Annotated in this window: 17 protein-coding genes; 9 read left to right on the top strand and 8 right to left on the bottom strand. The window is 47.6% G+C overall.

The genetic code is table 11. From position 1 onward, the window contains the following. Positions 1-595 precede the first annotated feature (595 nt). From NG795_RS07860 to NG795_RS07835, 6 genes are all read left to right on the top strand, one after another. Complete coding sequence (locus NG795_RS07860) at positions 596-4,324, top strand: TonB-dependent receptor (protein WP_367288098.1); 3,729 nt, start codon at positions 596-598, stop codon at positions 4,322-4,324. Positions 4,325-4,575: 251 nt separating this feature from the next. Then, positions 4,576-7,977, top strand: coding sequence for a DUF11 domain-containing protein (locus NG795_RS07855; RefSeq protein WP_367288097.1), 3,402 nt, complete (start codon positions 4,576-4,578; stop codon positions 7,975-7,977). Next, on the top strand, positions 7,974-8,567 hold the full coding sequence (locus NG795_RS07850; protein WP_367288096.1) for a hypothetical protein: 594 nt from the start codon (positions 7,974-7,976) through the stop codon (positions 8,565-8,567). The genes NG795_RS07855 and NG795_RS07850 overlap by 4 nt, the downstream gene beginning before the upstream one ends. Positions 8,568-8,640: 73 nt before the next feature. Next, complete coding sequence (locus NG795_RS07845) at positions 8,641-9,258, top strand: class I SAM-dependent methyltransferase (protein WP_367288095.1); 618 nt, start codon at positions 8,641-8,643, stop codon at positions 9,256-9,258. A 400-nt stretch (positions 9,259-9,658) separates the two neighbouring features. Beyond that, positions 9,659-10,978, top strand: coding sequence for a hypothetical protein (locus tag NG795_RS07840; protein WP_367288094.1), 1,320 nt, complete (start codon positions 9,659-9,661; stop codon positions 10,976-10,978). Positions 10,979-11,197: 219 nt separating this feature from the next. Next, positions 11,198-11,929, top strand: a complete 732-nt coding sequence (locus NG795_RS07835) for an MORN repeat-containing protein (protein WP_367288093.1) — start codon at positions 11,198-11,200, stop codon at positions 11,927-11,929. 180 nt (positions 11,930-12,109) lie between these two features. Here NG795_RS07835 and NG795_RS07830 read toward each other — a convergent pair whose 3' ends face one another. Next, the gene (locus tag NG795_RS07830) at positions 12,110-12,421 is read right to left on the bottom strand and encodes a hypothetical protein (RefSeq protein WP_367288092.1); all 312 of its coding nucleotides are present in this window, start codon (positions 12,419-12,421) and stop codon (positions 12,110-12,112) included. A 287-nt stretch (positions 12,422-12,708) separates the two neighbouring features. Between NG795_RS07830 and NG795_RS07825 the strand changes: the two genes are divergently transcribed. Continuing rightward, positions 12,709-13,263, top strand: a complete 555-nt coding sequence (locus tag NG795_RS07825) for a hypothetical protein (RefSeq protein WP_367288091.1) — start codon at positions 12,709-12,711, stop codon at positions 13,261-13,263. Between the two features lie 253 nt (positions 13,264-13,516). Here NG795_RS07825 and NG795_RS07820 read toward each other — a convergent pair whose 3' ends face one another. Together NG795_RS07820 and gshB are read right to left on the bottom strand one after the other, a co-directional pair. Beyond that, complete coding sequence (locus NG795_RS07820; RefSeq protein ID WP_367288090.1) at positions 13,517-14,677, bottom strand: Gfo/Idh/MocA family protein; 1,161 nt, start codon at positions 14,675-14,677, stop codon at positions 13,517-13,519. Between the two features lie 197 nt (positions 14,678-14,874). Further along, entirely contained in the window at positions 14,875-15,852 is a 978-nt protein-coding gene (gene gshB, locus NG795_RS07815) for a glutathione synthase (protein ID WP_367288089.1), read from the bottom strand. Positions 15,853-15,869: 17 nt separating this feature from the next. Here gshB and NG795_RS07810 point away from each other — a divergent pair, with 17 nt between their 5' ends. After that, positions 15,870-16,013 (top strand): hypothetical protein, encoded by a 144-nt coding sequence (locus NG795_RS07810; RefSeq protein ID WP_367288088.1) that lies wholly within the window; start codon positions 15,870-15,872, stop codon positions 16,011-16,013. A 95-nt stretch (positions 16,014-16,108) separates the two neighbouring features. Here NG795_RS07810 and grxC read toward each other — a convergent pair whose 3' ends face one another. The 4 genes from grxC to NG795_RS07790 all read right to left on the bottom strand — a co-directional run bounded on the left by grxC (position 16,109) and on the right by NG795_RS07790 (position 20,631). Continuing rightward, a complete protein-coding gene (gene grxC, locus NG795_RS07805; RefSeq protein ID WP_367288087.1) occupies positions 16,109-16,378 on the bottom strand; it encodes a glutaredoxin 3 in 270 nt (89 codons plus the stop codon). Between the two features lie 369 nt (positions 16,379-16,747). Further along, positions 16,748-17,653, bottom strand: coding sequence for a cistern family PEP-CTERM protein (locus NG795_RS07800; RefSeq protein ID WP_367288086.1), 906 nt, complete (start codon positions 17,651-17,653; stop codon positions 16,748-16,750). Positions 17,654-18,040: 387 nt separating this feature from the next. After that, entirely contained in the window at positions 18,041-19,558 is a 1,518-nt protein-coding gene (gene hflX / locus NG795_RS07795) for a GTPase HflX (protein ID WP_495855877.1), read from the bottom strand. 383 nt (positions 19,559-19,941) lie between these two features. Continuing rightward, the gene (locus NG795_RS07790) at positions 19,942-20,631 is read right to left on the bottom strand and encodes a Uma2 family endonuclease (protein WP_367288085.1); all 690 of its coding nucleotides are present in this window, start codon (positions 20,629-20,631) and stop codon (positions 19,942-19,944) included. Between the two features lie 482 nt (positions 20,632-21,113). Here NG795_RS07790 and lepB point away from each other — a divergent pair, with 482 nt between their 5' ends. Continuing rightward, a complete protein-coding gene (gene lepB / locus NG795_RS07785) occupies positions 21,114-22,166 on the top strand; it encodes a signal peptidase I (RefSeq protein ID WP_367288084.1) in 1,053 nt (350 codons plus the stop codon). Between the two features lie 98 nt (positions 22,167-22,264). Here the strand turns inward: lepB and NG795_RS07780 are convergent, their stop codons facing one another. Next, positions 22,265-23,731, bottom strand: a complete 1,467-nt coding sequence (locus NG795_RS07780) for a DASH family cryptochrome (RefSeq protein WP_367288083.1) — start codon at positions 23,729-23,731, stop codon at positions 22,265-22,267. Between the last annotated feature and the right edge of the window lie 73 nt (positions 23,732-23,804).

The following is a 23,804-nucleotide window of genomic DNA, read 5'->3' as shown; positions in this document are numbered from 1 at the left end:
GTTATCGGAAATTGAGACAACTTCTGGGAATGCTTTCCCTGCAACAGTCCCCGATGCCGCTAATTCCAGCAATATCTTAGGGGAAACACCCGATAACAGATTATTGTCAACAGAGCATCTGCAATTTGTTACAGGTTCCGATAAAAAGTTATCGGAAATTGAGACAACTTCTGGGAATGCTTTCCCTGCAACAGTCCCCGATGCCGCTAATTCCAGCAATATCTCAGGGGAAACACCCCATAACAGATTATTGTCAACAGAGCATCTGCAATTTACTCTGTCCGATGAAAAGTTGTCCCCAATTCAGACAACGGATCCTGAATTAGGGCCAATTTTCCCGATCGCCTCCAGTGACACTGGGATGTTGTTGTCCCCAGAAATCATCCAAAATCTCGGGTTGTTGGAAGCACAAAGAAATTTTTGGGATTTCCAGGAATCGTCCAATATATCAGAATTTTCGGGCAAAAAATACCTAAATTCTGTAGCAACACTAAGAGTAACAGATGTAGCTTTTTTACTTAATACGCCTGAAAATTTGTGCAAAATGGGGGGTTTTTGCGTTAATAGTGCGAGGAGCGATGTCACAACAAATATTGTGACAAATGTAGCAGTTGGAGACCACAATTTACTCCAGATTGCTCCCTTATCTGTACCCACATTTGCAGCAACAGAAAATTTGCCCGATGTCTATCCGATGAAATCAGCGATATGGCTTGAAAATACTGAATTTACAAGGATTACAGATATTGTTAACCGACTTACAAACGTAGCGACAGTTAGTAGTCGGGAGTCTTTGGATTTAGAGATAAATTTGGGTGTGGGAGAAACTTCGCAAAATTACCAATTTTTGACAGAGAACCCCCTTTCCCCCATTATAGCAGAAGCCAATCCAGGGTCAAGAGGGACTGGGGAAAATTTAGAAACTGCCACGGAAGCGATCGCACAATCGGAGAGTGGCATCCGGATCCTGTCGCCAACCCCGGGGGAAATGTTGGGGGTTCCAGCAACCCAGATTATTGTGCAATTTCCGGAAGGGACGGAAATCGAACTCCTGGTAAACGGGAATCTGGTATCTTCCGATGCCGTCGGACAAACGGAACGGGATAGTAATACCGGGATGGTGACGCAAACCTGGGTGGGGATTCCCTTACAATCTGGGGAAAATGCGATCGCCATCCGCGTGGTTGGAGCAACGGTTAATGGATCTTTGGTCACCGTATTTGTCTCAGGAGGAGCCGCAGAAATTGCCGTAGAAACCGTTGAAAAAAGAGTGCCTGCCGATGGACGGTCCATTGTTAATATTCAGGGACGGTTATTAGATGAAAATGGGAAATTAGTCGAACGCGACACAGAGATTACCCTCAGTGCCAGTGCGGGAACCTTGATGGGGGAAGACCTGAATCTCGATCAGGCTGGATTTCAAGTACCCGTAATTGCTGGGGAATTTACGGCACAGTTGCAGTCGCCGTTAGATGCTCAGACCGTGAGAATTCGTGCCGCAACAGATACAGAAACCATTGCAGGGCGATCGCTAGAAGCATTTACTCAGATCCAGTTTGATACTTACCTCCGTCCGAGTTTAGTTACTGGGGGAATTAACCTGCGATTTGGACGGCGAGGATTGGACTATTGGGGACGGTTGCGGGACTTTTTACCCCCGGATGAAAATAACGAGTTTAAATTAGATGTTACAGGTGCAGCGTTTGCTACTGGGGAGTTAGGCGGATGGTTATTTACGGGGGCCTATAATAGCGAGCGATCGCTCAATTGTGATTGTAGTGGCAACCGCCGCCGGTTATTTTCAGATACCCAATTTAGTGAGCAAAATTATCCCCTGTATGGAGATGCTTCAACGGTTCAGGCAACTGCACCTTCTAGTGATAGTGTGTTCCTGAGATTTGAACGGTCCTCATCGGAAGAAAATGCGGGATTAGATTACTTCATGTGGGGAAATTATGGCACTTCAGAATTTGCCAACGAGTCCCAACAGTTCACTGCTTTAACCCGCGCATTACAGGGATTTAAAGGAAATTATAACTGGGGACAATGGCAAGTCAGCGCCTTATTTGCCAACGATGTTCAAGGATTCCAACGGGATGCGATCGCTCCCGACGGGACCAGTGGATTTTACTTCCTCTCTCACCGATTAGTCATCCCCGGCAGTGAAAATTTATTTTTAGAACTGGAAGAACTCGGACGTCCGGGAAATATTGTCCGACGACAACAACTCAACCGAGGGTCAGATTATGAAATCGACTATGATCGCGGGTCCATCTTGTTTCGTCGTCCCCTCCTGCGAACCGATGTGGTAACCGTTAATGGGGTAGAAACCGTCGTTGCCAGACGCATCGTTGCCACCTATCAACATGAAGACTTGGACGGCAATACTAACCTCTGGGGGGGACGAGTTCGCTATAATTTTTCCCGCGATTTCAACACCCCCGGATGGTTGGGGGCCACCTACCTGCGCCAAAATCAAGGCATCCGAGATTTTGAACTTTATGGGGCCGATTTCATGCTCACCTTTGGTAAAGAAGCACCCCAAGAGGTGACTGATTATCGAGAAGAAGAAGTGCCGAATTTCAGAACCCCAGTCAGCGGCCAATTTATTGCGGAATACGCCCATTCCACCAACGATTCTGAACTTTTAGGACTCGTCACAGGGGAGGCGTACCGATTTGAATTAAATGCCATTGGCGGACCTTTTTCTAGTCGCTTGTATTATCGCAATACGGATGAAGGATTTGCCAACGATGCCACGGTGAGTTTTGTGCCAGGACAAACACGGTATGGGGCATTATTAAACAGTCGGTTAACGAATACGACCCTGTTACAGTTTGCCTATGACCATGAGAAAAACTTTGGTAATTCTCCCCGTCCCATTAGTGCGATCGAGGATTTTTTAACCCCCAGACGAGAACCCATTCCGGGAATGGGACTGAATAACTCCTTAACCACCATCTCTGCTGGATTGCAGCAGACCATTGGGCGGGCAAACTTGGGATTAGATTGGGTTTGGAGAAACCGGAAAGATGAGGTGGCAACCAGTCCCTTAGATGCCACCTCTTCTCAGTTGCGATCGCGCTTTTCTATGCCGATTACCGATACAATTAACATTCGGGCGCAAAATGAATTCAACCTCTTAAAAGAAGAAGATGTGGTTTATCCCGATCGCACCATTTTAGGGTTAGATTGGCGCTTAGTTCCCGGAGTCACCCTTGAATTAAATCAAGTCTGGTTTACTGGGGGACAATATGAAGACAATTCCATCACCAGTCTCAATCTCAATGGGGATTACAACGTTACCGAAGATACCATCGTCACCGGACGCTATTCCTTTATTAACGGACAGACAATGGGGGCCGCCCTAGGATTACAACATGGGTGGACAGTCTTCCCGGGATTTCGTGTAAATTTCGCCTATGAACACGTCTTTGGTTCTCTATTTAGTCGCACAGGTGCTGGGAGTGAATTTGCTCAACCTTATGCACCGGGACAGAGTGCTGCTGCATTAGGAATTCTTAGCGGAGACAGTTACAGTGTGGGATTTGACTATACCGGAAATCCGGACTTTGCTGCTAGTGCCCGATATGAACATCGGTTTTCCAGTAGTGGCAACAATACAGTGATTTCCGCAGCAGCATCGGGTAAACTTACGGACTCCTTGTCTGTCCTCACCCGCTATCAACAGGCATCGTCATCAAATCAATTGTTTGATGAAATGGGGGATACGGTGAATTTGCGAATGGGGTTAGCCTATCGGAATCCTAATAGTGATAAATTTAATGCCTTATTGCGGTATGATTATCGCCAGAATCCAGCCTTGATACCGAATTCGATATTATTTGATTCGGGCACAAGAGCGCGAGACCATACCTTTGCTTTAGAAAGCATTTATACCCCCAATTGGCGATGGGAATTTTATGGAAAAACCGCATTAAGGCAAAGTACCTCATACCTCGCCGATGATTTAGTCGGCACAAGTTTAGTGTCCTTAAATCAGTTGAGGGCAACCTATCGATTTGGGTATCGCTGGGATGTGATGGGTGAAGGGCGATGGATACATCAAACTAATGCGAATTATGATGAATGGGGAGTGGTAGCAGAGGTGGGATATTATTTGACTCCGGATTTGAGATTAGGGTTAGGATACGTCTTCGGCAAAGTCAGCGATCGGGACTTTAATGGCGATCGGTCCGCCTCCGGTCCCTACATAGGATTAACCGTCAAATTAAACGAACTCTGGCCCGGATTCGGACAGGTAATTCCCCCACCAGCAGCAGAGGGAACTGCACCGCAATCCACCAATAATTCTAATCCCTAAAACTTTTGGCTGTGGTCATCAACCGGGAATTTTCTGATACTTGTTAAAACTCCATGAACATCTTACCCTCTGACTCCAACTCCCAACGAACTTTACGAAGCCCATTTTTGAAAAAAATACTAGGGCTTCTACCGCTCTTAGGCACAATTCTATATCCAGCCCCGGTTAAAGCCCAATTAATTAACCGGCCTTTTACGCCCCGATTTGAGGCTGTGGAGAGAGGTGACCAGATTCTGATTGGAAATACGATCATGGAGTGTGATCCTACTCCAGGCCGTCTTAATGCGGCTGCCTGTTCAACAGCACGAACAGGCGGTGCTGGGCCCACTGCTCCGCAGGATAATAACGACTTCTTCATGCGATATGTGGATACAGATGGTAATTCTAATACGTTTAATTCAAGTAGTGCCACTTTAGCATTACCAGCAGAGGTAACGGGTACAGATGTCCTCTGGGCGGGCCTATATTGGGGTGCAGATTTGCAGCATACAACAGTAACAAATCCTCCCGAACAGATTACCCGTTCCCCCGGCTGCCAAAATGCAGGTATTACTGCCATTAATTCCGGAGGGGATTACCAACGTTGTCAAGCGAATCGGGTGCTGCTACAAACGCCAGCATCAGGAGGGTATGTCTCTATAACAGCCGATCAATTTGATTTTGAGAGTTATGGTCCTGGCGGAATTGGCGGAATTGGCGGAAGAGGTAGACGCTATCAAGGCATCGCCAATGTAACAAACCTCGTAAGAGCAGGAGGAGCCGGAGCTTATACAGTTGGTAACATTCAAGCAAGTAGCGGGATTTCTCAGTCGGGTCCTTATGGAGGATGGGGCCTAGTTATCGTTTACCGAGATCCAAATAGTCCATTTGGTAGAATTATCGTTTATGATGGATTTGCATTTGTTAGCAACAGTCAATGTTTAGCGATTAATGTGACAGGATTTCAAACTCCATTAGCTGGAAATTTTGCAGCCCGATTGGGAATGATTGCATACGAGGGCGATCGAGCACAACGATTTCAGGGTGATACATTTGAATTGAATAACAATCCTTTATCAGATGCATCCAATCCTTCCAATAACTTTTTTAATAGTTCTATTACGGGACCCAGTACAAATACAAGAACGCCTAACTATGTCAATAATTTTGGGTTTGATTCTGATAATCTGGTTATAAACGATGCTCAAAATATTTTTGGAAATAATGCCACCTCTGCAAATGTCAGGGTCTGCACTAGGGACGATGGATATTCACCGGGCTTACTAACTTTTTCTGCCCAAACCCAAGTAGCTGATTTAAGCTTAAGCAAAACAGTTGATAACCCGACTCCAAATCCGGGAAGTAATGTCACATTTCGGTTAACCTTAACGAATGATGGGCCAGATAATGCTACTAATGTGGAGGTTTCGGATCAATTGCCAGCCGGTTTAACCTTTGTCTCTGCTACTGCTAGCCAAGGAATCTATGATAACAGTACAGGAATATGGACTGTAGGCCCAGTGGCTAACCAAGGGGTTGCTACATTAGATATTGTTGCAACAGTCACAACCCCAGAGCCTATCCCAGAGCCTATCGTCAACACGGCTGAAGTTAGTGCATCGGACCAGCCTGATATTGATTCTACTCCTAATAATAATATCCTCAGTGAAGATGACCAAGCTAGTGTCGTTATCAATGGTCAAAACGTAGATTTATCCCTAACGAAAACGGTTGATAATGCTACTCCCCTTTTAGGGCAAAATGTTACCTTCACGATTACCTTAAACAATAGTGGACCTGGTAATGCGACAGGAGTAGAAGTAAGGGATCAATTACCCGCTGGCTTAAATTTTGTGTCTTCTACTCCTACTCTAGGAACCTATGATAGCAAGACCGGCTTATGGACGGTGGGTACAGTTTCCAACGGTGGAAGTGCTACATTAACTATTGTGGCAACAGTTACAACCAGCCTTGCTGTAATAAATACAGCGGAAGTCATTGCAACTAACGAAACAGATACTGACTCTATTCCCGGAAATAATAACTTAAATGAAGATGACCAAGCTAGTAGTGTCCCAGTCATTGCTCAAGAGTCGGATTTGAGCCTTAGAAAATCTGTAGATAATCTAAATCCAACTGTAGGAGATACCATCGCCTATACGGTTACGCTAACTAACAACGGACCTAGTGACGCAACCGGAGTCCAAATTACAGATCAACTCCCAGCCGGATTAACTTATATATCTGACAATAGTGGGGGTGCATATAATCGAACAACGGGTCTCTGGACTGTGGGAAACCTCGCTAATGGAGCGACTATAACGTTAACAGTTAGTGCTAGAGTAGATACAGTCAATGAAGTTATTAACACGGCCTCTATTACAGCATCCGATCAACCGGACCCCAACAACAGCAATAACCGAGGTACTGTTACTATTCCTCAACAACAAGCCGATTTAAAGGTTCAGAAAATTGTAGATAATCCCAATCCCAACCTAGGAGACATTGTAACCTATACAATTTCTGTAGTTAATAACGGTCCTAATAATGCGACAAATGTATCCATTGTAGAACAGTTACCGACTGGATTAACGTTTATTTCATCGGAGCCAAGCCTGGGGACTTATAACGAGAGTACAAAGATTTGGACCATCGGTCGGATTAATACTGGGAACACAGTAACGTTGACAATTCGTGCCCGAGTAGATACTCTCAATGAGAGCACTAACACGGCCTCTATCAATTCCTCGGATCAAGTTGATCCTGACATTACAAATAACCAAAGTAGTGTTACTATTCCCCAGCAACAAGCCGATTTAGAGGTTCAGAAAATTGTAGATCAATCTACCCCTAGGGTGGGAGAGACGATAACCTATACCATTTCGGTGAAAAACAATGGCCCGAGTAATGCTACGAATGTTTCTATTACGGATCAACTCCCTCCTGGCTTGACGTTTGTTTCAGCCAGTCCTAACCAAGGGAACTATAACAATAGTACAGGGATTTGGACTATGGATAGGCTGGATAATGGAGAAACAGCGACGTTACAAATTGCTGCCATAGTCAGGCTTAACGAAACAATCACGAACGTGGCGCAAGTGAGTGGTTCCGATCAGTTGGACCCAAGCCAGACCAATAATCAGGATAATGAAGTTATTGTTCCGGTAGCAGTTCCCAATCTGGAGTTACTAAAGCGGATTACTCGGATTAATGGGACGGTTGTAGGTCAGAGTGAGAGTTTGACCAATTGGCCCGCTAACTTTGTGCGAGGATTGCCCAATTCCAATACTATTCAACCGGGAGATGAAGTTGAATATACAATATATTTTTTGTCTGCCGGGAGTGGACCTCTAGATAATGCAAGGGTCTGTGACCCCTTGCAAAACTATCAGACATTTCGGACGGATACATTCAATGGTCAAACTCCAACCGAAGGAGCGTTTGGGGCTGAGGTGGGGATTGCATTGGCGTTAAATCCTCCAAACCCGGATTTACCGACGGCCTATCTCAGAAGTGCGAATAGTGAGAGTAATCGAGGCCGGTTTTATCCTTCAGGAATTACAGCACCTCCCGTCTGTCGTCTGCCAAATGTGAGAGGGGCGGTGGTTGTGGATATTGGTAACCTGGCGGCGGGTGACTATGGGTTTATTCGCTTCCGGGTTAGAATAGATTGATTGAGTGTTGGGGAGGGTACAGTCACGTCGGGCGGTGTCCAGGCATTCCCTCCCCGTTATCCCAGCCGATCGCCGGTGTATTTATGACTTCTTTCCCTCATCCTTTTCCCACAGCACTGTTCCCCCGAATCGCGTCGGGGATGGCGATCGCTGTCCTAATTTCCGCTTGCACTCCCACCAATCCCACCGTCCCCACCCAATGGAACACTTATCAAAATCAGCGCTTTGGGTTCGAGTTTCCGTATCCCCCGGATTGGGTACCACTCCCTCCCCCCACGAATCAGGATGGACGTGCCTTTCATGCTCCCGATTACCCCAATATAGAAATTAGAGGATGGGGAACCTTGAAACTCACCGGATTAGAGGAAGCAGAGGAAACCGCAACGGTTCCTAAGTCTAACTTCACCACGGAACAGGGATTACCGGCATTGTTAGAGGTGGAAGTGGGAACTGACGAAAGTGTGATGCGGATGACCCTAGAATCGGGAGATGTGATTTATACTTGGCAAGGCCGATCGCCCAAAGACCGATTTGGGGAATATTACTCTCTCTTTTATGCGATCGCCCAAAATTACCGCGTCACCCCCTAGAACTGATACACTCTGCACCCCCCGGAAATCAAACCTGTTAAAATCATATCCTCAACTTTAGGAGAACCGAACTGTGACTCACCCGGAAATCATCAAAAAACAAAAACTTTTTGACCGTTGGGCATCGACTTACGATATCCTGTTTACGACTATCTTTTATCAAGCCCTGCATAAAAGATTACTGGATTATCTGCACTTGCCCGACTCTCCCAATGTGCTAGACCTCGGATGCGGAACGGGTCGATTGCTCGATCGCCTTGCCGAGGAATTTCCCACCCTACGCGGCACCGGATTTGACCTTTCCCCCGAGATGATTCACCAAGCGAGACAAAAAAAGCGCGATCGCCATCGTCCCCGCCTCATTTTCATCCAAGGAAACGCCGAACAACTCCCCTTCACCGACCAACAATTTGACACCGTTTTCAATACCATTAGTTTTTTACATTACCCCAATCCCAGTCGCGTTTTATCCGAAGTCAACCGTGTCTTGTCCCCTAGGGGAAAATACTACTTAGTTGATTTCACCCCCCTGGGACAAAATATGTCTCATGCTTTGGGAGTCTCTCCTGCCAATATTTACCTCTACTCCCGGCAAAGGCGCGAACAACTCGGGAGAGAAGCAAGACTCCAATGCCAGGGACATTACTCCCTTCTCGGTCCCGTCTGGCTGACTATTTTTACTAAAATATAGGGGAGTTTCTCCGAGAAAAAGGTTTTGAGTTTCCTGGATTTCTCCCGTTGAAGAATTAGAGTACAATAGGCAGATAAACAGAGTAAGTTGAGGTCTTTTTGCTCGATATCCCGAGCCCATCATAATCCCAGCGCTGCACCCGTGCAAGAGGCTCTTTTCTAGCAACTGGCTGTCTATTTTCCGGTTCCGGAGCCCAAAGCAGCCCTCACCCTAGAATCGACAATAGAATGAGCGATCGCCTGTCTTATCCTAATTCAGTGTTTTTGTCAAGATAAAGTTGGCTTAAAGAACCGGGCGATCAATAAAAAATGGAACCGACTCTGCGGAATTACTCCTTGGGTAATGAAGCACTTTTGGGTTAATCGGCTATCTTTGTACTAAATCCTAATAATCAGCGGCCATGCGTCAACTTTTATTAAAGGTGTCAATTGGGATGCTCGTCCTCATCTTGAGTGCGTGTGGTGGTGAACCGGAGACTCCGGAAGTCGTCGCCCCCGTCGAGCCATCTCCCCCAGCAGCGGAGACTCCACCGGAGTCCCCAGAAGCCGGAGAACAACCCGAATCCCCGGAATTTGCAGAACCTGTGGTGCCTCAGCGCCCGGATCCCACTTCCATTGGGAATTTAATTCCCCCAACCAGTCCAGATGAGCGAGTGCGGCAACTGGACCAGCAAAGGGCCCGACAGGCTCAGGAAAATCCCTTTGGGATACTTGATGTCCAGCCGGTGCCGGTCACTCCTGCACCGGGTGCAGCACCCGCAACTCCTAGAGTTCCGGAATTTCCAGGCCGTGCGGTTCCTGATCTTCCGGAATTGCCGGTGGCGATCGGTCCAGAATTACCCCCAGGTCAAGCAGTGGCCCAAGCTCAACCCTTTCAACCCTTCCCAGGACCAGGAGCAGGACCAGGAGCAGGACCAGGAGCAGGACCAGGAGCAGGACCAGGAGCAGGCCGAGGAAATGGAACGGGCCCGGGAGCCAGACCGGGACCAGGGGGAGGAACTGGAAATGGAACGGGCCCGGGAGCCAGACCCGGAACGCCCGGTCCTCAAGGACCACAAATTCCCGACCTGGTGGGTCAAGGAGTTCCCTCCCTTCCCGATTTGCCTTTCGGAATTGGCCCAGAACAACTACCTCCCAGACCGCGACCCCCCGCACGACAAGCGGCTGCTGGTCCACCGGCTCCCCCTCAACCCCCCACCATTCCGCCTTTAGTGGCGCGAGGGGTGCCAGGTCTTCCGGAACTGCCTGTGGGAATTGGTCCAGAACAACTGCCTCCGGTAGTCGCCCAGGCCCCTGCGGGTCCCCCTCAACCCCCAACGCTTCCGCCTTTAGTGGCGCGAGGGGTGCCAGGTCTTCCGGAACTGCCAGTGGGAATTGGTCCAGAGCAGCTTCCTCCCCCACCCCCACCTCCGGTCCCACCACCGCCACCTTCTACGGATTTAGCCCAAGCTACGGAAGTGACTGGGGTGATTCGAGCGGGGGGTCAAGTGCAAATTATTGTTAAGGCTCCTAATGAGGCAACTTCGCGCTATGTGAAGGTAGGCGATCGCATTGCCCTAGGCGAGGTGCTGGTGAAAGAGGTGCAAAATTTAGATTCCGCTGACCCGATTGTGATTTTGGAGCAAAACGGCGTTGAGATCAGTAAAGCGCTGGGAGAACAACAACCCCCGGAAGCTACTCCGGGTGGGGTTAACTTGGCTAATGCTGCCTTAGGACGTTAGCAGGGTTGTCAAGGCAATCTCCCTAACCCGTGGGCAGAGATTGCCAGATCGGGGATTTATGAGGCAATGGCACTCGGTTGTTCCGATCGCGGTCATGTCTAAAATCATGAACGCGATCGCCTCATTCTTTGGGGTGAATCTACCCAATTGCAGAAGAACGTTTCGGTTTCCAAAACTTAGAATAGATAATAACCATGCACATAGGAGAACGTTAGGATTATGACTGACTCTCTCAAAAAGATCGGAATGACGATGTTCATCGTCTGTGTGATGCAGATTGCCAGTTCAATCGGGCCTATATCAACCTCAAGCGCACAAGAAGAGGGCGAGGAGTATGTCCCTCCTTTTTGCACCGGAGACGCTTCCGCTGGCCCAGTTAAGTGCAATTACAACAATGGGGATAACTATGTCGGATCGTTTTCCAATGGTGTTCCCAATGGTAGAGGGGTCTATGTATATGCCAATGGCGATCGCTATGAAGGACTCTTTAGCGGGGGTCGTCCCAACGGAGAGGGAACCTTCATCTTTGCCGATGATGCCCGCTATGAAGGTACATTTGAAAATGGCAATATTGTGAGGGGGAAAGCTATTTTCCCCGATGGATCCCGCTATGAAGGGACTTTCCGCCTCGTTCAGGATCTTGGTAGCGGTGATGTTAGCTCTCAACCTGCTGGACAAGGGCAATTTGTCTTCAGCAATGGCGATCGCTATGTGGGAGAATTCTTTGCCGGACAGCCCTTTGGTCAGGGGACCCTCAACCGCGTGGATGGAACCCGCTGTCAAGGCCGGTTTTTTAACGAAAATTTGGACGCGAATGGGAGTTGTACCTTCCCCAATGGCACAAGGTATGAGGGAGAATTACGTCAAGGTCTTCCCCACGGTCAAGGTGTCCTGATTGATAGCGCTGGCAGACGCTTCCCCGGACAGTTCCGCGAAGGCAAACGGATTTAATTGCGGGGATTATCGGCCCGATTCTCCTGGGGAGAACTTCAACCGGCGCGATCGCCTCTTAAAACTAGAGCCTTAATACCGAAAACCCCAAGCGATCGCCTGGGGTTTTCTTGATTCTAGCTCCTATCATTATGGTAACTTGTCCCTTTGGTGAAGCTCAATCCACCCTAAATAACAACCCTAAATTACATTGCCCATTCTGCTGTTTAATTGAGCAATAAATTCTTTGAACTCTTGCTCTCGACTTTGACCTAAATCAGTTTCTAACCACTTCTGAACAGACTCCTGGACTTGTTTAATCCGAGTGTGACCCGAACGATATTCATCAATCGCTTGGACCAATTCGCGATCGGATAAATTTTCCACCAAAGTGTTCAGATAAGCGGCAGCAATCTGGGCCACTTCTGCTTCCGTTGCAGGGCCATCAGTCCCCTGGGTTTGATGTAATCTCATCGCGAGGCGATTTAAGGCGTCATAAGCTTGCTTGTTCATTGTCCTATCTCCAATTGTCTATATGCTATGGATTGAATCCCTCAGTCTGGGGTCATTCTCCCGAGGTCTTGCACGGGAGCAATATCCCAAAGTGATTGTGCTGTAACCGTTTCGCCTAGATTACAGTCCTTAAATTTTTCAAAAGGGTTGCTCTCGACTCCATCCGTAGAGTGGAGCTGCCCTCGACCCCCGCTAGATGTGGGGGTAGAAAACTTAAAGGTTTTCTTAATCCGGCTGGAATCCTTTAGGTTATATTCTAATCGTATATACTGATTGGAGAAATGTCAATGTTTGATGACAAAAAACAATTTCACCCCGGTCAGAAGGTGGTTTGTCGCACGGATCCCCAACAGTCCGACTGGTATGAGTGTCAGGTTTTAGAGATTGCGGAGGTCTGTGAAACCGATGAAGAGTGCTACATTCGGACCACCTGCAACCGAGTTTTAGGGACTGGGGAAATTGAGGCAGTCGGGTCACCGAGTAAGCGGGGACACCACCCTAACTCCAAGGCAAATTTGAAGAAAGGGCCAAAGAGTCGCAAAAAAAACCGAGTCCGCAAGTTGTTTTCCCTGGCCCCGGAAACGGTGGAATGGTTGCAAGACCAACCGATTCCAGCATCTCAGGCGATCGATAAGTTGGTGGAGTTGGCCCTGGCAACTTCGGCGAGTTGTACGGAACTGCCCCAGGTGGGGTCTAAGGTGGAAATTTTAGAGGGTCCGAAAGCAGGTCGGATGGGACGGGTTCGCAAAGTCGGGGTCCAGGTGTGGATTGAGGAGCTCCCTGGCGATCGCCCGGTGGAAATGTTACCGTCTTATCCCCCTTCGAGTTTGAAAGAATGTTAAACAATGCTGGGGTTTGATGTTCGTAGTAACGACTTCAGTCGTTCTTAATTTAAGGGAATAACGACTGAAGTCGTTACTACGAACTGGGAGAAAATATCAGGCCCATGTTTGTAGTAACGACTTCAGTCGTTCTTAATTTAAGGGAATAACGAATGAATTCGTTACTACGAACATGAAAAGATAACGACTGAAGTCATTACGACGAACATGAGAAGATAACGAATGAATTCGTTACTACGAACATTTTCTTTGTTTAACTGCGTGCTAAATAGTCATCAAAATTGGGTACCGTGACCCAGGTGCCGGTTTCGTGGGATTCATGGGTGAGGTCCATGAGGAGTTGAGAATAGACACCCTCTCGTAAGGAAGGGGCGATCGCCTGTCTGGCCTCAATCCCTCGGACCCAATTATCCACCACGCGAATAAAGGGCGCAATCCGGCCATCCGGGTAGGTTTTAGAAAACTCCAGACGGTTGGGAATCGTCAATTCTGATAAGGATTCCCCTGCCGGTGCACCCCACAATTTAAACCCATGTACATAATCTTTCTGATTGTCGCTGCCGAGGACTAAGGTGCCGCGATCGCCATACACTTCTACCCAATGTCCTCGTCCTTGGTAAGTTGCGGAACTCAAACTTACTTGGATAGGAGTGCCATCGGCCAATTCCAACATCATTAGGCAGGTATCATCGGCATCTACAGGTTTTAGTTGTCCCCCCGCTTTCGGGTCCGGACGTTCGGTGACTGCGGTACTCAGGGAAGCAGATAAGCGTTTGACGGGTCCAAATAACCAGGAAATATAATCAAAACAATGAGACCCGATCGCCCCTAAAGCACCACCGCCTTGCTGTTTTTGAGAGTACCAATTCCAAGGCCGACTGGCATCAGCGCGAGAGGAGACTAACCAATCAATTTTAATTAACCGGATTTGTCCACAATATCTATCATCTAACAATTCTTTAAACCGCTGCCATGCTGGAACGAATCTAAATTCAAAATCCATCGCCGTGACCACACCGTTAGCATTGGCAATTCGATAGAGTTCTTTTGCTTCCGATGCTGATAGGGTGGTGGGTTTTTCGAGTAATAAATGTTTGCCTGCTTCTAGCAGGGGTTTTGCCATTTCATAATGCAAGAAAGGCGGGGTAGACAGACTCACGGCCTGGACTTCGGGCATTTTGGCGATATCGGCGATCGCATCGGTTGCCAGGGGGATATGATGAGTCGCGGCGATCGCTTCCGCCTGATTAATATCCCGATGATAGACGGCGATCGGTTCAGTCTGAGGATATTCTTTCAATCCGGGAATATGCACTTTCTGTCCAAACCCTGTCCCCACAATGGCGACACCAATCGGTCCCGGTGCATAATTAGGGCCCGTAGGATAAGAGGAGGCACTGGATAAATTCGTCATAAGTCTTTTGTCCTTTGTTCTGGGTCAGGGGTGAGCAGACGGATGATGGATGATGGGAGAGGGAACGACTGAAGTCGTTACTACAAACATGGGAGGAAACGACTGAAGTCGTTACTACAAACAAGGAAGGAAACGACTGAAGTCGTTACTACAAACAAGGGAGGGAACGACTGAAGTCGTTACTACAAACATGGACCCTATTTTTCCATCATAAAACTCTCTACCCAGTCAATCACTTGATGTCCTAGGCGTTCATCATTGGGGAGATATTTATCAATTTCGCGAATCCCTGTGGGACTGGTGACATTGACTTCGGTTAAATAACCTCCAATCACATCTAGGCCGACGAAATATAGGCCATCTTCTCGGAGTTTCGGACCGACTTCAGCGCAGATTTGTCGTTCGCGATCGGTAATTTCTGTTTTGACCGCTAGACCTCCGACGGCCATATTCCCACGAAATTCACTCCCACTGGGAACCCGATTAACTGCGCCAATGGGTTCGCCATTGAGGAGGATAATTCTTTTATCTCCTTGTTTGGCTTCCGGGAGATAGGTTTGGACCATGACGGGTTCTTTGCCTTGTTTGGTACTAATTTCAATCAGGGAATTGAAGTTTTTATCCTCGGGGTCTAGGAATAAAATGCCTTCTCCGGCTTTTCCGCCTAATGGTTTGAGAACTGCTGCACCTTTTCGGTCTAAAAACTCGCGAATCACGACTTTACTTTGACTGACGATGGTTTCAGGAATGACCGAGGTAAATTGGAGGGCATACATTTTTTCATTGGCCGATCGCAGTCCGTTTGGGGAGTTGACGACGAGGGTTTTATCGGGGTCGATGTAATCGAGAATGTAGGTGGCGTAGAGATAGGGAATGGTGACGGGGGGGTCGGTTCGCATGAAGACGACATCCATTGCTTCGAGGGGATGGGAACCGTCGGGTTGGATTTGGTACCAGGGGTTTGCCGCTATCCAGCGATCGCCTGCGCGTTCGATCGGTTTGAGGGTCACTTGGTCGAAAATTGCCCAAGCTTTGCCATTCACGACGCTGAGTTGATGCGCCTCAGTTATCCAAACCTCATGTCCTTTCGCTTGGGCGGATTCCATCAGCGCGACGCTGGTATCGTGGGTGGGATCTAGTTTTTGGATCGGATCGATGATGAAGGCAAATTTCACGGTTACTTCCCTTGTGAATGGTTCCCTGGGTGGAGCTTTACCTATTTTATTTAAGCGCTAAATGGGACAAAAAAGCGATCGCCTCCCAGGGGCGATCGCTTTTTTTGAGTGCTATTTCCGCCCCAATCCTCCTAGAGGATGGATGCTGCTGTCAATCCTAGGGACAAGAAAGCGGGGGTTTAGCCCCCATTTAGGGGCTTTTGTGCAGAAAGGGGGGGAAAGAACCCGGTTGTCTTTCCGTTGCTTTACCTTTGGACTAAACCGACTCCGGTTGCAGCATGGGATCTAACTGATTGTTGGCATCGAGGGCGTGCAAATCGTCGCATCCCCCAATATGGCGATCGTTAATAAAAATCTGAGGCACAGATCGACGCCCATTGGCACGGGTTGCCATCTGATCCCTGGCGTCTTCATCTCCATCAATGCAGTATTCCGCATACTCTACACCTTTGCGATCTAACAGCGCTTTCGCCCGCCGACAGAACGGACAACTACTCCAGGTGTAGATTTCTACGTTAGGTTTCATAATAGGTTCACAGGTCTGAGCAATCTGAGGTTTACTCCATTGTAACGGGACTGCTCACCCTGGTTCATTTTCTGACTTAGACTGATTGTTAATCCGTCATTTAAACTGTAAAAACTCATCAGCAGAGGCTCCCAAAAGTGGATTTATCCCACCCTGGGATTATAAACATTGCCTATTTTATAGATGAATTCCTATAAACCGATTGAAATAAAATGTAATTAAAATTAACCCACGAGGCCAATTTAGACAAAAAACTCCCCACTATGCGGGGGAGCGCAAAAGCACCCAGTTTGAAATTTATAGAGCTTCAAATGGCTCCCCTTATTCACAATTAATGTATTCCTTCACTTGATCTCATGATTCTAGGGTTTAACCTTCAGTTTGAATCAGAGGTTGCGGCTTTTTTTTTCCATATTTAAGGGCTCCTGCTCCGAGCAGGAACAACGCCGTAGTCGCTGTCGGTTCCGGAACCTGTTTGGGATCTTCTGAGCGGATGCCGATATCAATCGTACCTTGACCCGTACCGCTCTGGTCAACAAAGGTCTGTCCGTTAATGCTTTGGTAGCGAACCCCGAAGTTGTTCAGCGCAAAGCTTTTGACGTCACCGGAGAAGGCTAGACTGGCCGTGAACCTTCCGGTATTGCCGGTCTCGACGCCGCCATTGGCTCCGCCTTGGCAGCGGTTCCCATTAGTAAAGCAGACATCAAGTGCTCCAAACTCATTGGGAAAGTCGCCAGATCGGTCATTGATAAATAAACCTTCAACCCGGGTATTGCCTTCACCACTGGCGCTACCAACGCCTTGGAGGGTCATGCCAGAACCTAGAGTGGTGCCACTATTCCAATTCCAAACATCAAACCCTAAAGCCGAGGTCCGAGAGGTGAGACCCTCGCTGGAGGTGTTCTTGAGGAACACATCAAAAATCGCCTCGGTGTAGCCGCCAACGCTGTTAAACTCAAAAGCCTCCAATTTAAAAATCGCTTCCGAGGAGAGTCCAGAAACGTTGTTTGTACTTACATTTCCGTCAAAGTTAACGGTAAATTCTTTGCCAACATCGCTGAGAGAAATGCCTAGGCTTGTACTGCTGTCAAAAAGAGTCAAAGCTGAGGCAGATGCGGCAACAGTCAAGGAGTAAACCCCGACGGAGCCCATGACGGATAGCCCTAAAGTAAGTGGTTTGAGCAATCTAAACATATCTTTTTCCTGAATCCTACCAGCATAATGGGTGAAATCGAACCGACGGTTGCACTCTTGCTTGGCTGTTCTAGTCAGCATATTTATGCCACCCTATTAGGCAATTGCACTAAGCGATGGAATTGGTTAATTCCTTGACTCCTTTATAAGAGGAGGCCAAACTCCCATTTTGCGGAGCGATCGCCGGTACTCCATTCAACTGTATCCATCAAACCCTAACTCTGTCCATAGTTTGCACTCAGCTTTGTAAAATCTTTATATAAATAAACTGAATGCTAGAATTTGCCGAGATTTTGGCTCTGTACTAATACAAAGTTTTGATAAAGTACGAGATTTTACGCAGCAACAAGTCCTCAATAAATTGATTGCGGACTTGTTGACATAACAGTGCTTAACTTATTATTACCTCATGGATAAGGGAATGTCGTCAGCAAAATCGCGTAACTTCGGCAAACCGGAAAAAAGAGATTACTGAGGGGCCACTGCATAATCGATGAGTTGAGCGAGTCGTTGGCGCAGGGTTTCGAGTCCCAGACGCTCCCGGGCACAGATAAAGACGGCCAGGGGAAACTCTTCCTTGGCGATCGCCAGGGTATCTCCATCCACCGCATCAATCTTATTAAAAGCAACCAGGGCCGGTCCTGGAGTCACTGGCATTTCCCCCAAAATCTTCATCACGGAGCGAATCTGACTTTGCCATGCGGGATGGGATAAATCGACAACGTGCAGCAAGGCATCCGCTTCGGTAACTTCTTCTAAGGTGGCGCGGAAGGCATCCATCAAGGAGGGGGGCAATTCATGAATAAACCCCACGGTATCGGTGACAACGATCGTCTGGGTATCGCCCATCACCGTAGGAATTACTAACCGCCTGGTGGTGGGGTCCAAGGTGGCAAACAGTTGATCTGCCGTATAAATTTCCGCATTGGTCAAGGCATTGAGCAGAGTAGATTTACCGGCATTGGTATAACCGACGATCGCCACGGAAGGGACATCTTGATGTTGGCGACGCAGGCGCATCCGCGATCGATGGGCCTGCAACTCGTTCACTTCCTGTTGCAGACGGGCAATTCGCCGTTGAATGGCGCGGCGTTCGGTTTCCAGCTTCGTTTCTCCAGGGCCTCGGGTGCCAATTCCCCCCCCTAAGCGGGACATCGCTTGACCTCGACCCGTGAGACGGGGGAGCATATATTCCAATTGGGCTAATTCGACTTGGAGTTTACCTGCCCCAGATTGGGCGCGTTGGGCAAAGATATCCAGAATCACCTCAGTGCGATCGACCACCCGGACGCCGATTTGGACCTCCAGATTGCGGACTTGTGCCGGAGAGAGTTCGCGATCGAAGACAATCAGATTGCTGCCGAGGGTTTGTGCAGTGAGGGCAATTTCTTCCACCTTCCCCTTTCCGACCACGGTTTGGGGATGGAGACGGGGACGTTTCTGGCGCATGGTTTGCAAGACGGTTCCCCCGGCAGTATCTACTAGACGCGCCAGTTCCCTGAGTCCATCCTCAAACTGCTCCTCTTTGAGATTATTAGTCATTACTCCGACTAATAGAGCGCGATCGTGGTCCGCATCCACATCCCGGGCGATAAATTCGCGCTGGAACTCCGCTTCTAGGCCCTCGACGAGTTCTAGGAAGTCCTGTAGGGAGAGGGCATCCAGACTCATCGGGGGGGAAACGGTCCAGGAGGCGATCGCCCCATTGTCCTGACCCTCTTCCATACCCGTTTGGGGAATCAAATGTGCTAAATAGGATTGACTCACATAACCCGTGGCCCCACCTCCGCGCCGTTCAAACCCCTCCCCGGTTACATTCAACACGACTAAAGCATCCAAGCGTTGAATCGCCATTGCTGTTAGAGAAGACTCACTCGGCCCCTCGCCCTTCAACTGAGTAGTAATACAGCGAATCCCACTCAGACGACCCTCTCCATAGCGGGGTAACTCCATTGCCGGGATTTGGGTTTGACGCGGTGAACCCACCCCCACCCGGATCACCTGACCCCGACGGTTGATATAAACACAAACCGAATCTTTGATTTCGGTACTAATCGCCCCCAGACGCTGGGCGAATTCCGAGGTAGTAATCGCATCTACGGGGAGCTTTTGGTGGTATAGGCGGTCAAGTTGCTTAAGCTGACTGGATTTAAGTCCTTGTAGCTGTCCATATATCGTTTCGATAGGCGTATTGACCAGGAAACTGGCCCTCCGAACTCTTTATCTCTTTATTTTATCGTGAGTTAAAGGGATGTTAGGGAGTCAGGGGGTTTAGCGGTGTTAAAGGATGGGGGATGATTCCAGGAGGGAATGGAGAGATATTGACGAGAGGAACCCGGTTTTTTACCTCAATCTGAATATCCTGTCCTTCACTCCCCTGAAAACTGCCCTAAACGCTGCACAAATTCTTGATGTTCTGCTGTTTGTAACCCTTGCTGCAAAATAGCATTGAGAGTCGCACCCTCTTTTTGTTGTAAGGCTTCTACAGACAACCAGAGACCCGGAAATACCTGCGATCGCAAAATTCCTTGTTCATCCGGCACTAGGGAAACATATCGACCTTCTTCTAAAATAAACCAATCCAATTTATTTTCATAAATTTGCCAGACAATATATTCCTGAACCCCGTTCCGTTGATAGGCATTCAGCTTATCATTCAAGTCATAACTGGCACTAGAAGCAGCAATTTCCACAATCAATTCCGGTGACCCTTCAATATAGTCATCCTCACTAATCCAAGAATTGCCACCCACTGCCGGTTCAAGGCGTAATAAAGCATCCGGTTGAGGTTCATTCTCTTCATCCAGACGAACCGTGGCATTGTCATAGAACCCTACCCCCGGTGTTGCCATCCAATAAGTGCCTAACCAAGCCATCATAATTGCATGAGGGTTACCATGCCGATTCGCACGAACGGGGGACGGCACAAAAACAACTCCTTCAACTAATTCAGCTTTTTTAATATCCGGTGCAACATCGTAGCGATGCTCGAACTCCTCACGAGTGAGGCGATCGCCACTTTCTAAAGGGGGAGTATTCAGCACAGAAATAGCAGTCATCGGCGTAAAATAAAGCGTTATTTTATAACAGTTTATCGCGCATCTCAATCAATTGGACTATTTCTGTACATGGGGTTACTACAAACAAACGTTCGTAGGGACTCCTTCAGGAGTCATCTTCAGGCAACCCCTCAAGGGGTTACTACAAACGTTCGTAGTGACTCCTTCAGGAGTCATCTTCATGGAACCCCTCAAGGGATTCACCGGGATACTCGGTTTCAAAGGCAGATTTGTGGTTAAATTAAAAGTAGGGCGATCGGGCAGTCTGTTCCCAGGTTCTTAGAGGGTAACTTGCTACAGGGCTGATCTGGCATCGGGCTTATCAACGCCACTGTCAGGACTTTAGTCCTTTCCGAGGTTCCTTTTAATAACATCTACCCCTTTGATCTCCCCTTTAATTGGCTTTCACATCGATACAATTATTTCACGCAATAAGGGTATCGACTTGTTTCTGATGAATCCCTAATTATTGTCAAAAAACCATGACTCTATCTTCTACAAGTTCCTCATCATCTCAAGCAGAAAAGCAACCTTGGATTGCGGTAATTTTATCACGAATTATCCCAGGTGCTGGGCAAATTTACGCAGGTAATCTATTCCGAGGACTGATAATTATAGCAGTTTGGCTGGGAAGTTTCGGACTGTTTCTGTGGTCATTATTACTGCCTACTATTAATTGGCTGTTGACCCTGCTTGCCTTACTGATAATTTTGGGTTTAACTCTCTGGAATCTCTTTGATGCTCATGCCTCGGCAAGAAAGAGTAATAGCCCACAATTTGAAAATTTAAGAAAATCAAAAAAAGACCCGTGGTTAGCAGTTTTCCTTTCCCTATTGTTTCCAGGGTTGGGTCATTTTTACATTAAAAAAATAGGTGAAGGACTTGTTTTTGCTATCGCTACGATAGTCGTTGCCGTACTTGCACCTAAAATATTTGTGGTAATATTGCGATTTGGGGCCGCTTTCCATGTTTATCAATTGATGAACAAGAAAAAAGACATTTCTCAAGAGAAAGCACCCTTACTCATTGGTTTATTCGTTATTGCTTCTCTGGTTGTATCATTCGCAATGCTTTCTCTCCAAAGGTCTGTCATTGAAACTCGCTATATACCCTCGGGAGCTATGATACCTACCTTGCAAATAGATGATCGACTAATTATTGACAAAATAACTTATAAATTCAATGCACCTGAACGGGGGGATGTTATCATTTTTTCACCCACTCAAACTCTCCAAGAACAAAATTTCAAAGACGATTTTATTAAACGACTTATCGGTTTACCCGGAGAAACAGTGGAAGTCAGTAATGGACAGGTTAAGATTAATAACCAACCTTTGGAAGAACCTTACATTGCTGAACCTCCTACCTATCAGTACGGACCCGTTACGATTCCTGAAAATAATTATTTAGTGTTAGGAGATAACCGCAATAATAGCTATGATAGCCACTACTGGGGATTTGTCCCTAAAGAAAATATTGTGGGAAAAGCCAACAAAATATTTTGGCCACCGGATAGGCAAGGGGCGATTCAATAATTGGCATAATCCAGTCATCCAAACCGGAGAATGAGAGCAATGGGAGAGACGAGAAAATTCCCGTCTCTCCCTACATCCGGAAACGACTGAAGTCGTTACTACGAACGTTTGAAAGCGGATTTGTAGACCTGCTCATTGGCTTTTGCTGACTCAAATAAATCAACGATAGGATGGGGATAATCTACTCCAATTTTTACTCCGAACCGCTGCTGTTCCACTGGCAATAATTTCCCAGGTTCATGCACTTTAGCTGCCGGAACTGCTGCCAATTCCGGTAACCAATGCTTTACATACTTGCCGTCGGGGTCATAATCTTTGGATTGTTTGATAATATTAAAAAATCTAAATCCCCGGGCATCATTTCCCACTCCAGCAGTGTAGTTCCAATTTCCCCAATTGCTACAAACATCATAATCAATCAGCAGAGACTCAAACCATTCCGCCCCCATCTGCCAATTGATGCCGAGGTTTTTAGTTAGGAAACTGGCGACGTTTTGTCTGCCTCGATTGGACATGAATCCGGTGGCAGCGAGTTCCCGCATATTGGCATCTACAAGAGGAAAGCCGGTTTTTCCTTGTTGCCAGAGGGTGAACTTTTGCCAGTCTTCTTCCCAGGGAATGCTTACTCCTTGTAATCCGGATTGACGGAAGATGGCGTTGCCATGTTTGGCACAGATGAACCGGAAGTAATCTCGCCAAAGTAACTCGAAAATGAGCCAATAGGTGGAGTCGTTTTTGAGGCGTTGGGTTTCGTAGTCTTGGACTTGTTGGTAAATGTAGCGGGGGGAGAGGCAACCCAAGGATAACCAGGGGGAAAATTTGGAGGAATAATCGGGACCTAGCATTCCGTTGCGGGTTTCTTTGTAGGTTTGCAGACGATCGCCACTCCAAAAATAGTCCTGCAATCGCGCAATTCCGGCGCTTTCTCCTCCGGTAAAGGGGAGGACTGCTTTGGAGGCGATCGCAACTTTTTCCACGCCTAATTCTGTTAATCTGGGTAATTTTCCTGTCTCAATTTCCGGTAACGGTGGCAACTCGGTGGGAGTGGGAAAGCAGGAATCTGGGGTAGCTGTTTTTTCCACTTGTTTGCGAAAGTGGGTGAACAGTTCGGGAATATTGGGAATATCAAAGGGGAGGCGATCGCGATGATATAGAGTATGTCCCCAGAAGGATTTGAGCGCAATGTTCAGAGGTTTAACCCCTTGAGACAGTGCCGTTTCTACTGCAATTTCTTCCGCTGTTACTTCCTGATGGAAATAAATCGCTGAGGCATTGACTTGTTGGGCGATTTGCGGTAAAATTGATTCAGGTTTTCCAATTTTAATAATTAAGTTACTGCCCAAGTTTTGCAGGGATTGACGCAGGTTCGCCACACTTTCGAGTAAAAACTGGGCGCGGAATGGGCCGGTTTTTGGAAATCCATAAGAAGTTTTAGAAAATTGTCTGGGGTCGAAACAATAGATCGGGATAATCGGCGCATGGGTTTGGATGGCGCGATACAGCGGTTCGTGATCATGGACACGCAAATCGTTGCGATACCAGAGGAGAATGGGTTGGGAAGTCATGGGTTGGAAGTATAAATGATTATAAAAAAAGGTAGCTAATTAAAACTACCTTGACAGCAAGGACACGGGATTG

The sequence above is a fragment of the Laspinema palackyanum D2c genome (assembly GCF_025370875.1).
GTDB lineage: Bacteria > Cyanobacteriota > Cyanobacteriia > Cyanobacteriales > Laspinemataceae > Laspinema > Laspinema palackyanum.
This window is presented reverse-complemented; position numbering and strand designations above follow the sequence as displayed.

What these genes read in the sequence shown, in the direction of transcription:
- NG795_RS07855 (WP_367288097.1), top strand. Translation starts at nt 4,576, where the DNA reads ATGGAGTGTGATCCTACTCCAGGCCGTCTTAATGCGGCTGCCTGTTCA.
- NG795_RS07840 (WP_367288094.1), top strand. Translation starts at nt 9,659, where the DNA reads ATGCGTCAACTTTTATTAAAGGTGTCAATTGGGATGCTCGTCCTCATC.
- NG795_RS07835 (WP_367288093.1), top strand. Translation starts at nt 11,198, where the DNA reads ATGACTGACTCTCTCAAAAAGATCGGAATGACGATGTTCATCGTCTGT.
- NG795_RS07830 (WP_367288092.1), bottom strand. Translation starts at nt 12,421, where the DNA reads ATGAACAAGCAAGCTTATGACGCCTTAAATCGCCTCGCGATGAGATTA.
- NG795_RS07825 (WP_367288091.1), top strand. Translation starts at nt 12,709, where the DNA reads ATGTTTGATGACAAAAAACAATTTCACCCCGGTCAGAAGGTGGTTTGT.
- NG795_RS07820 (WP_367288090.1), bottom strand. Translation starts at nt 14,677, where the DNA reads ATGACGAATTTATCCAGTGCCTCCTCTTATCCTACGGGCCCTAATTAT.
- NG795_RS07810 (WP_367288088.1), top strand. Translation starts at nt 15,870, where the DNA reads ATGGTTCCCTGGGTGGAGCTTTACCTATTTTATTTAAGCGCTAAATGG.
- grxC (WP_367288087.1), bottom strand. Translation starts at nt 16,378, where the DNA reads ATGAAACCTAACGTAGAAATCTACACCTGGAGTAGTTGTCCGTTCTGT.
- NG795_RS07800 (WP_367288086.1), bottom strand. Translation starts at nt 17,653, where the DNA reads ATGCTGACTAGAACAGCCAAGCAAGAGTGCAACCGTCGGTTCGATTTC.
- NG795_RS07790 (WP_367288085.1), bottom strand. Translation starts at nt 20,631, where the DNA reads ATGACTGCTATTTCTGTGCTGAATACTCCCCCTTTAGAAAGTGGCGAT.
- lepB (WP_367288084.1), top strand. Translation starts at nt 21,114, where the DNA reads ATGACTCTATCTTCTACAAGTTCCTCATCATCTCAAGCAGAAAAGCAA.
- NG795_RS07780 (WP_367288083.1), bottom strand. Translation starts at nt 23,731, where the DNA reads ATGACTTCCCAACCCATTCTCCTCTGGTATCGCAACGATTTGCGTGTC.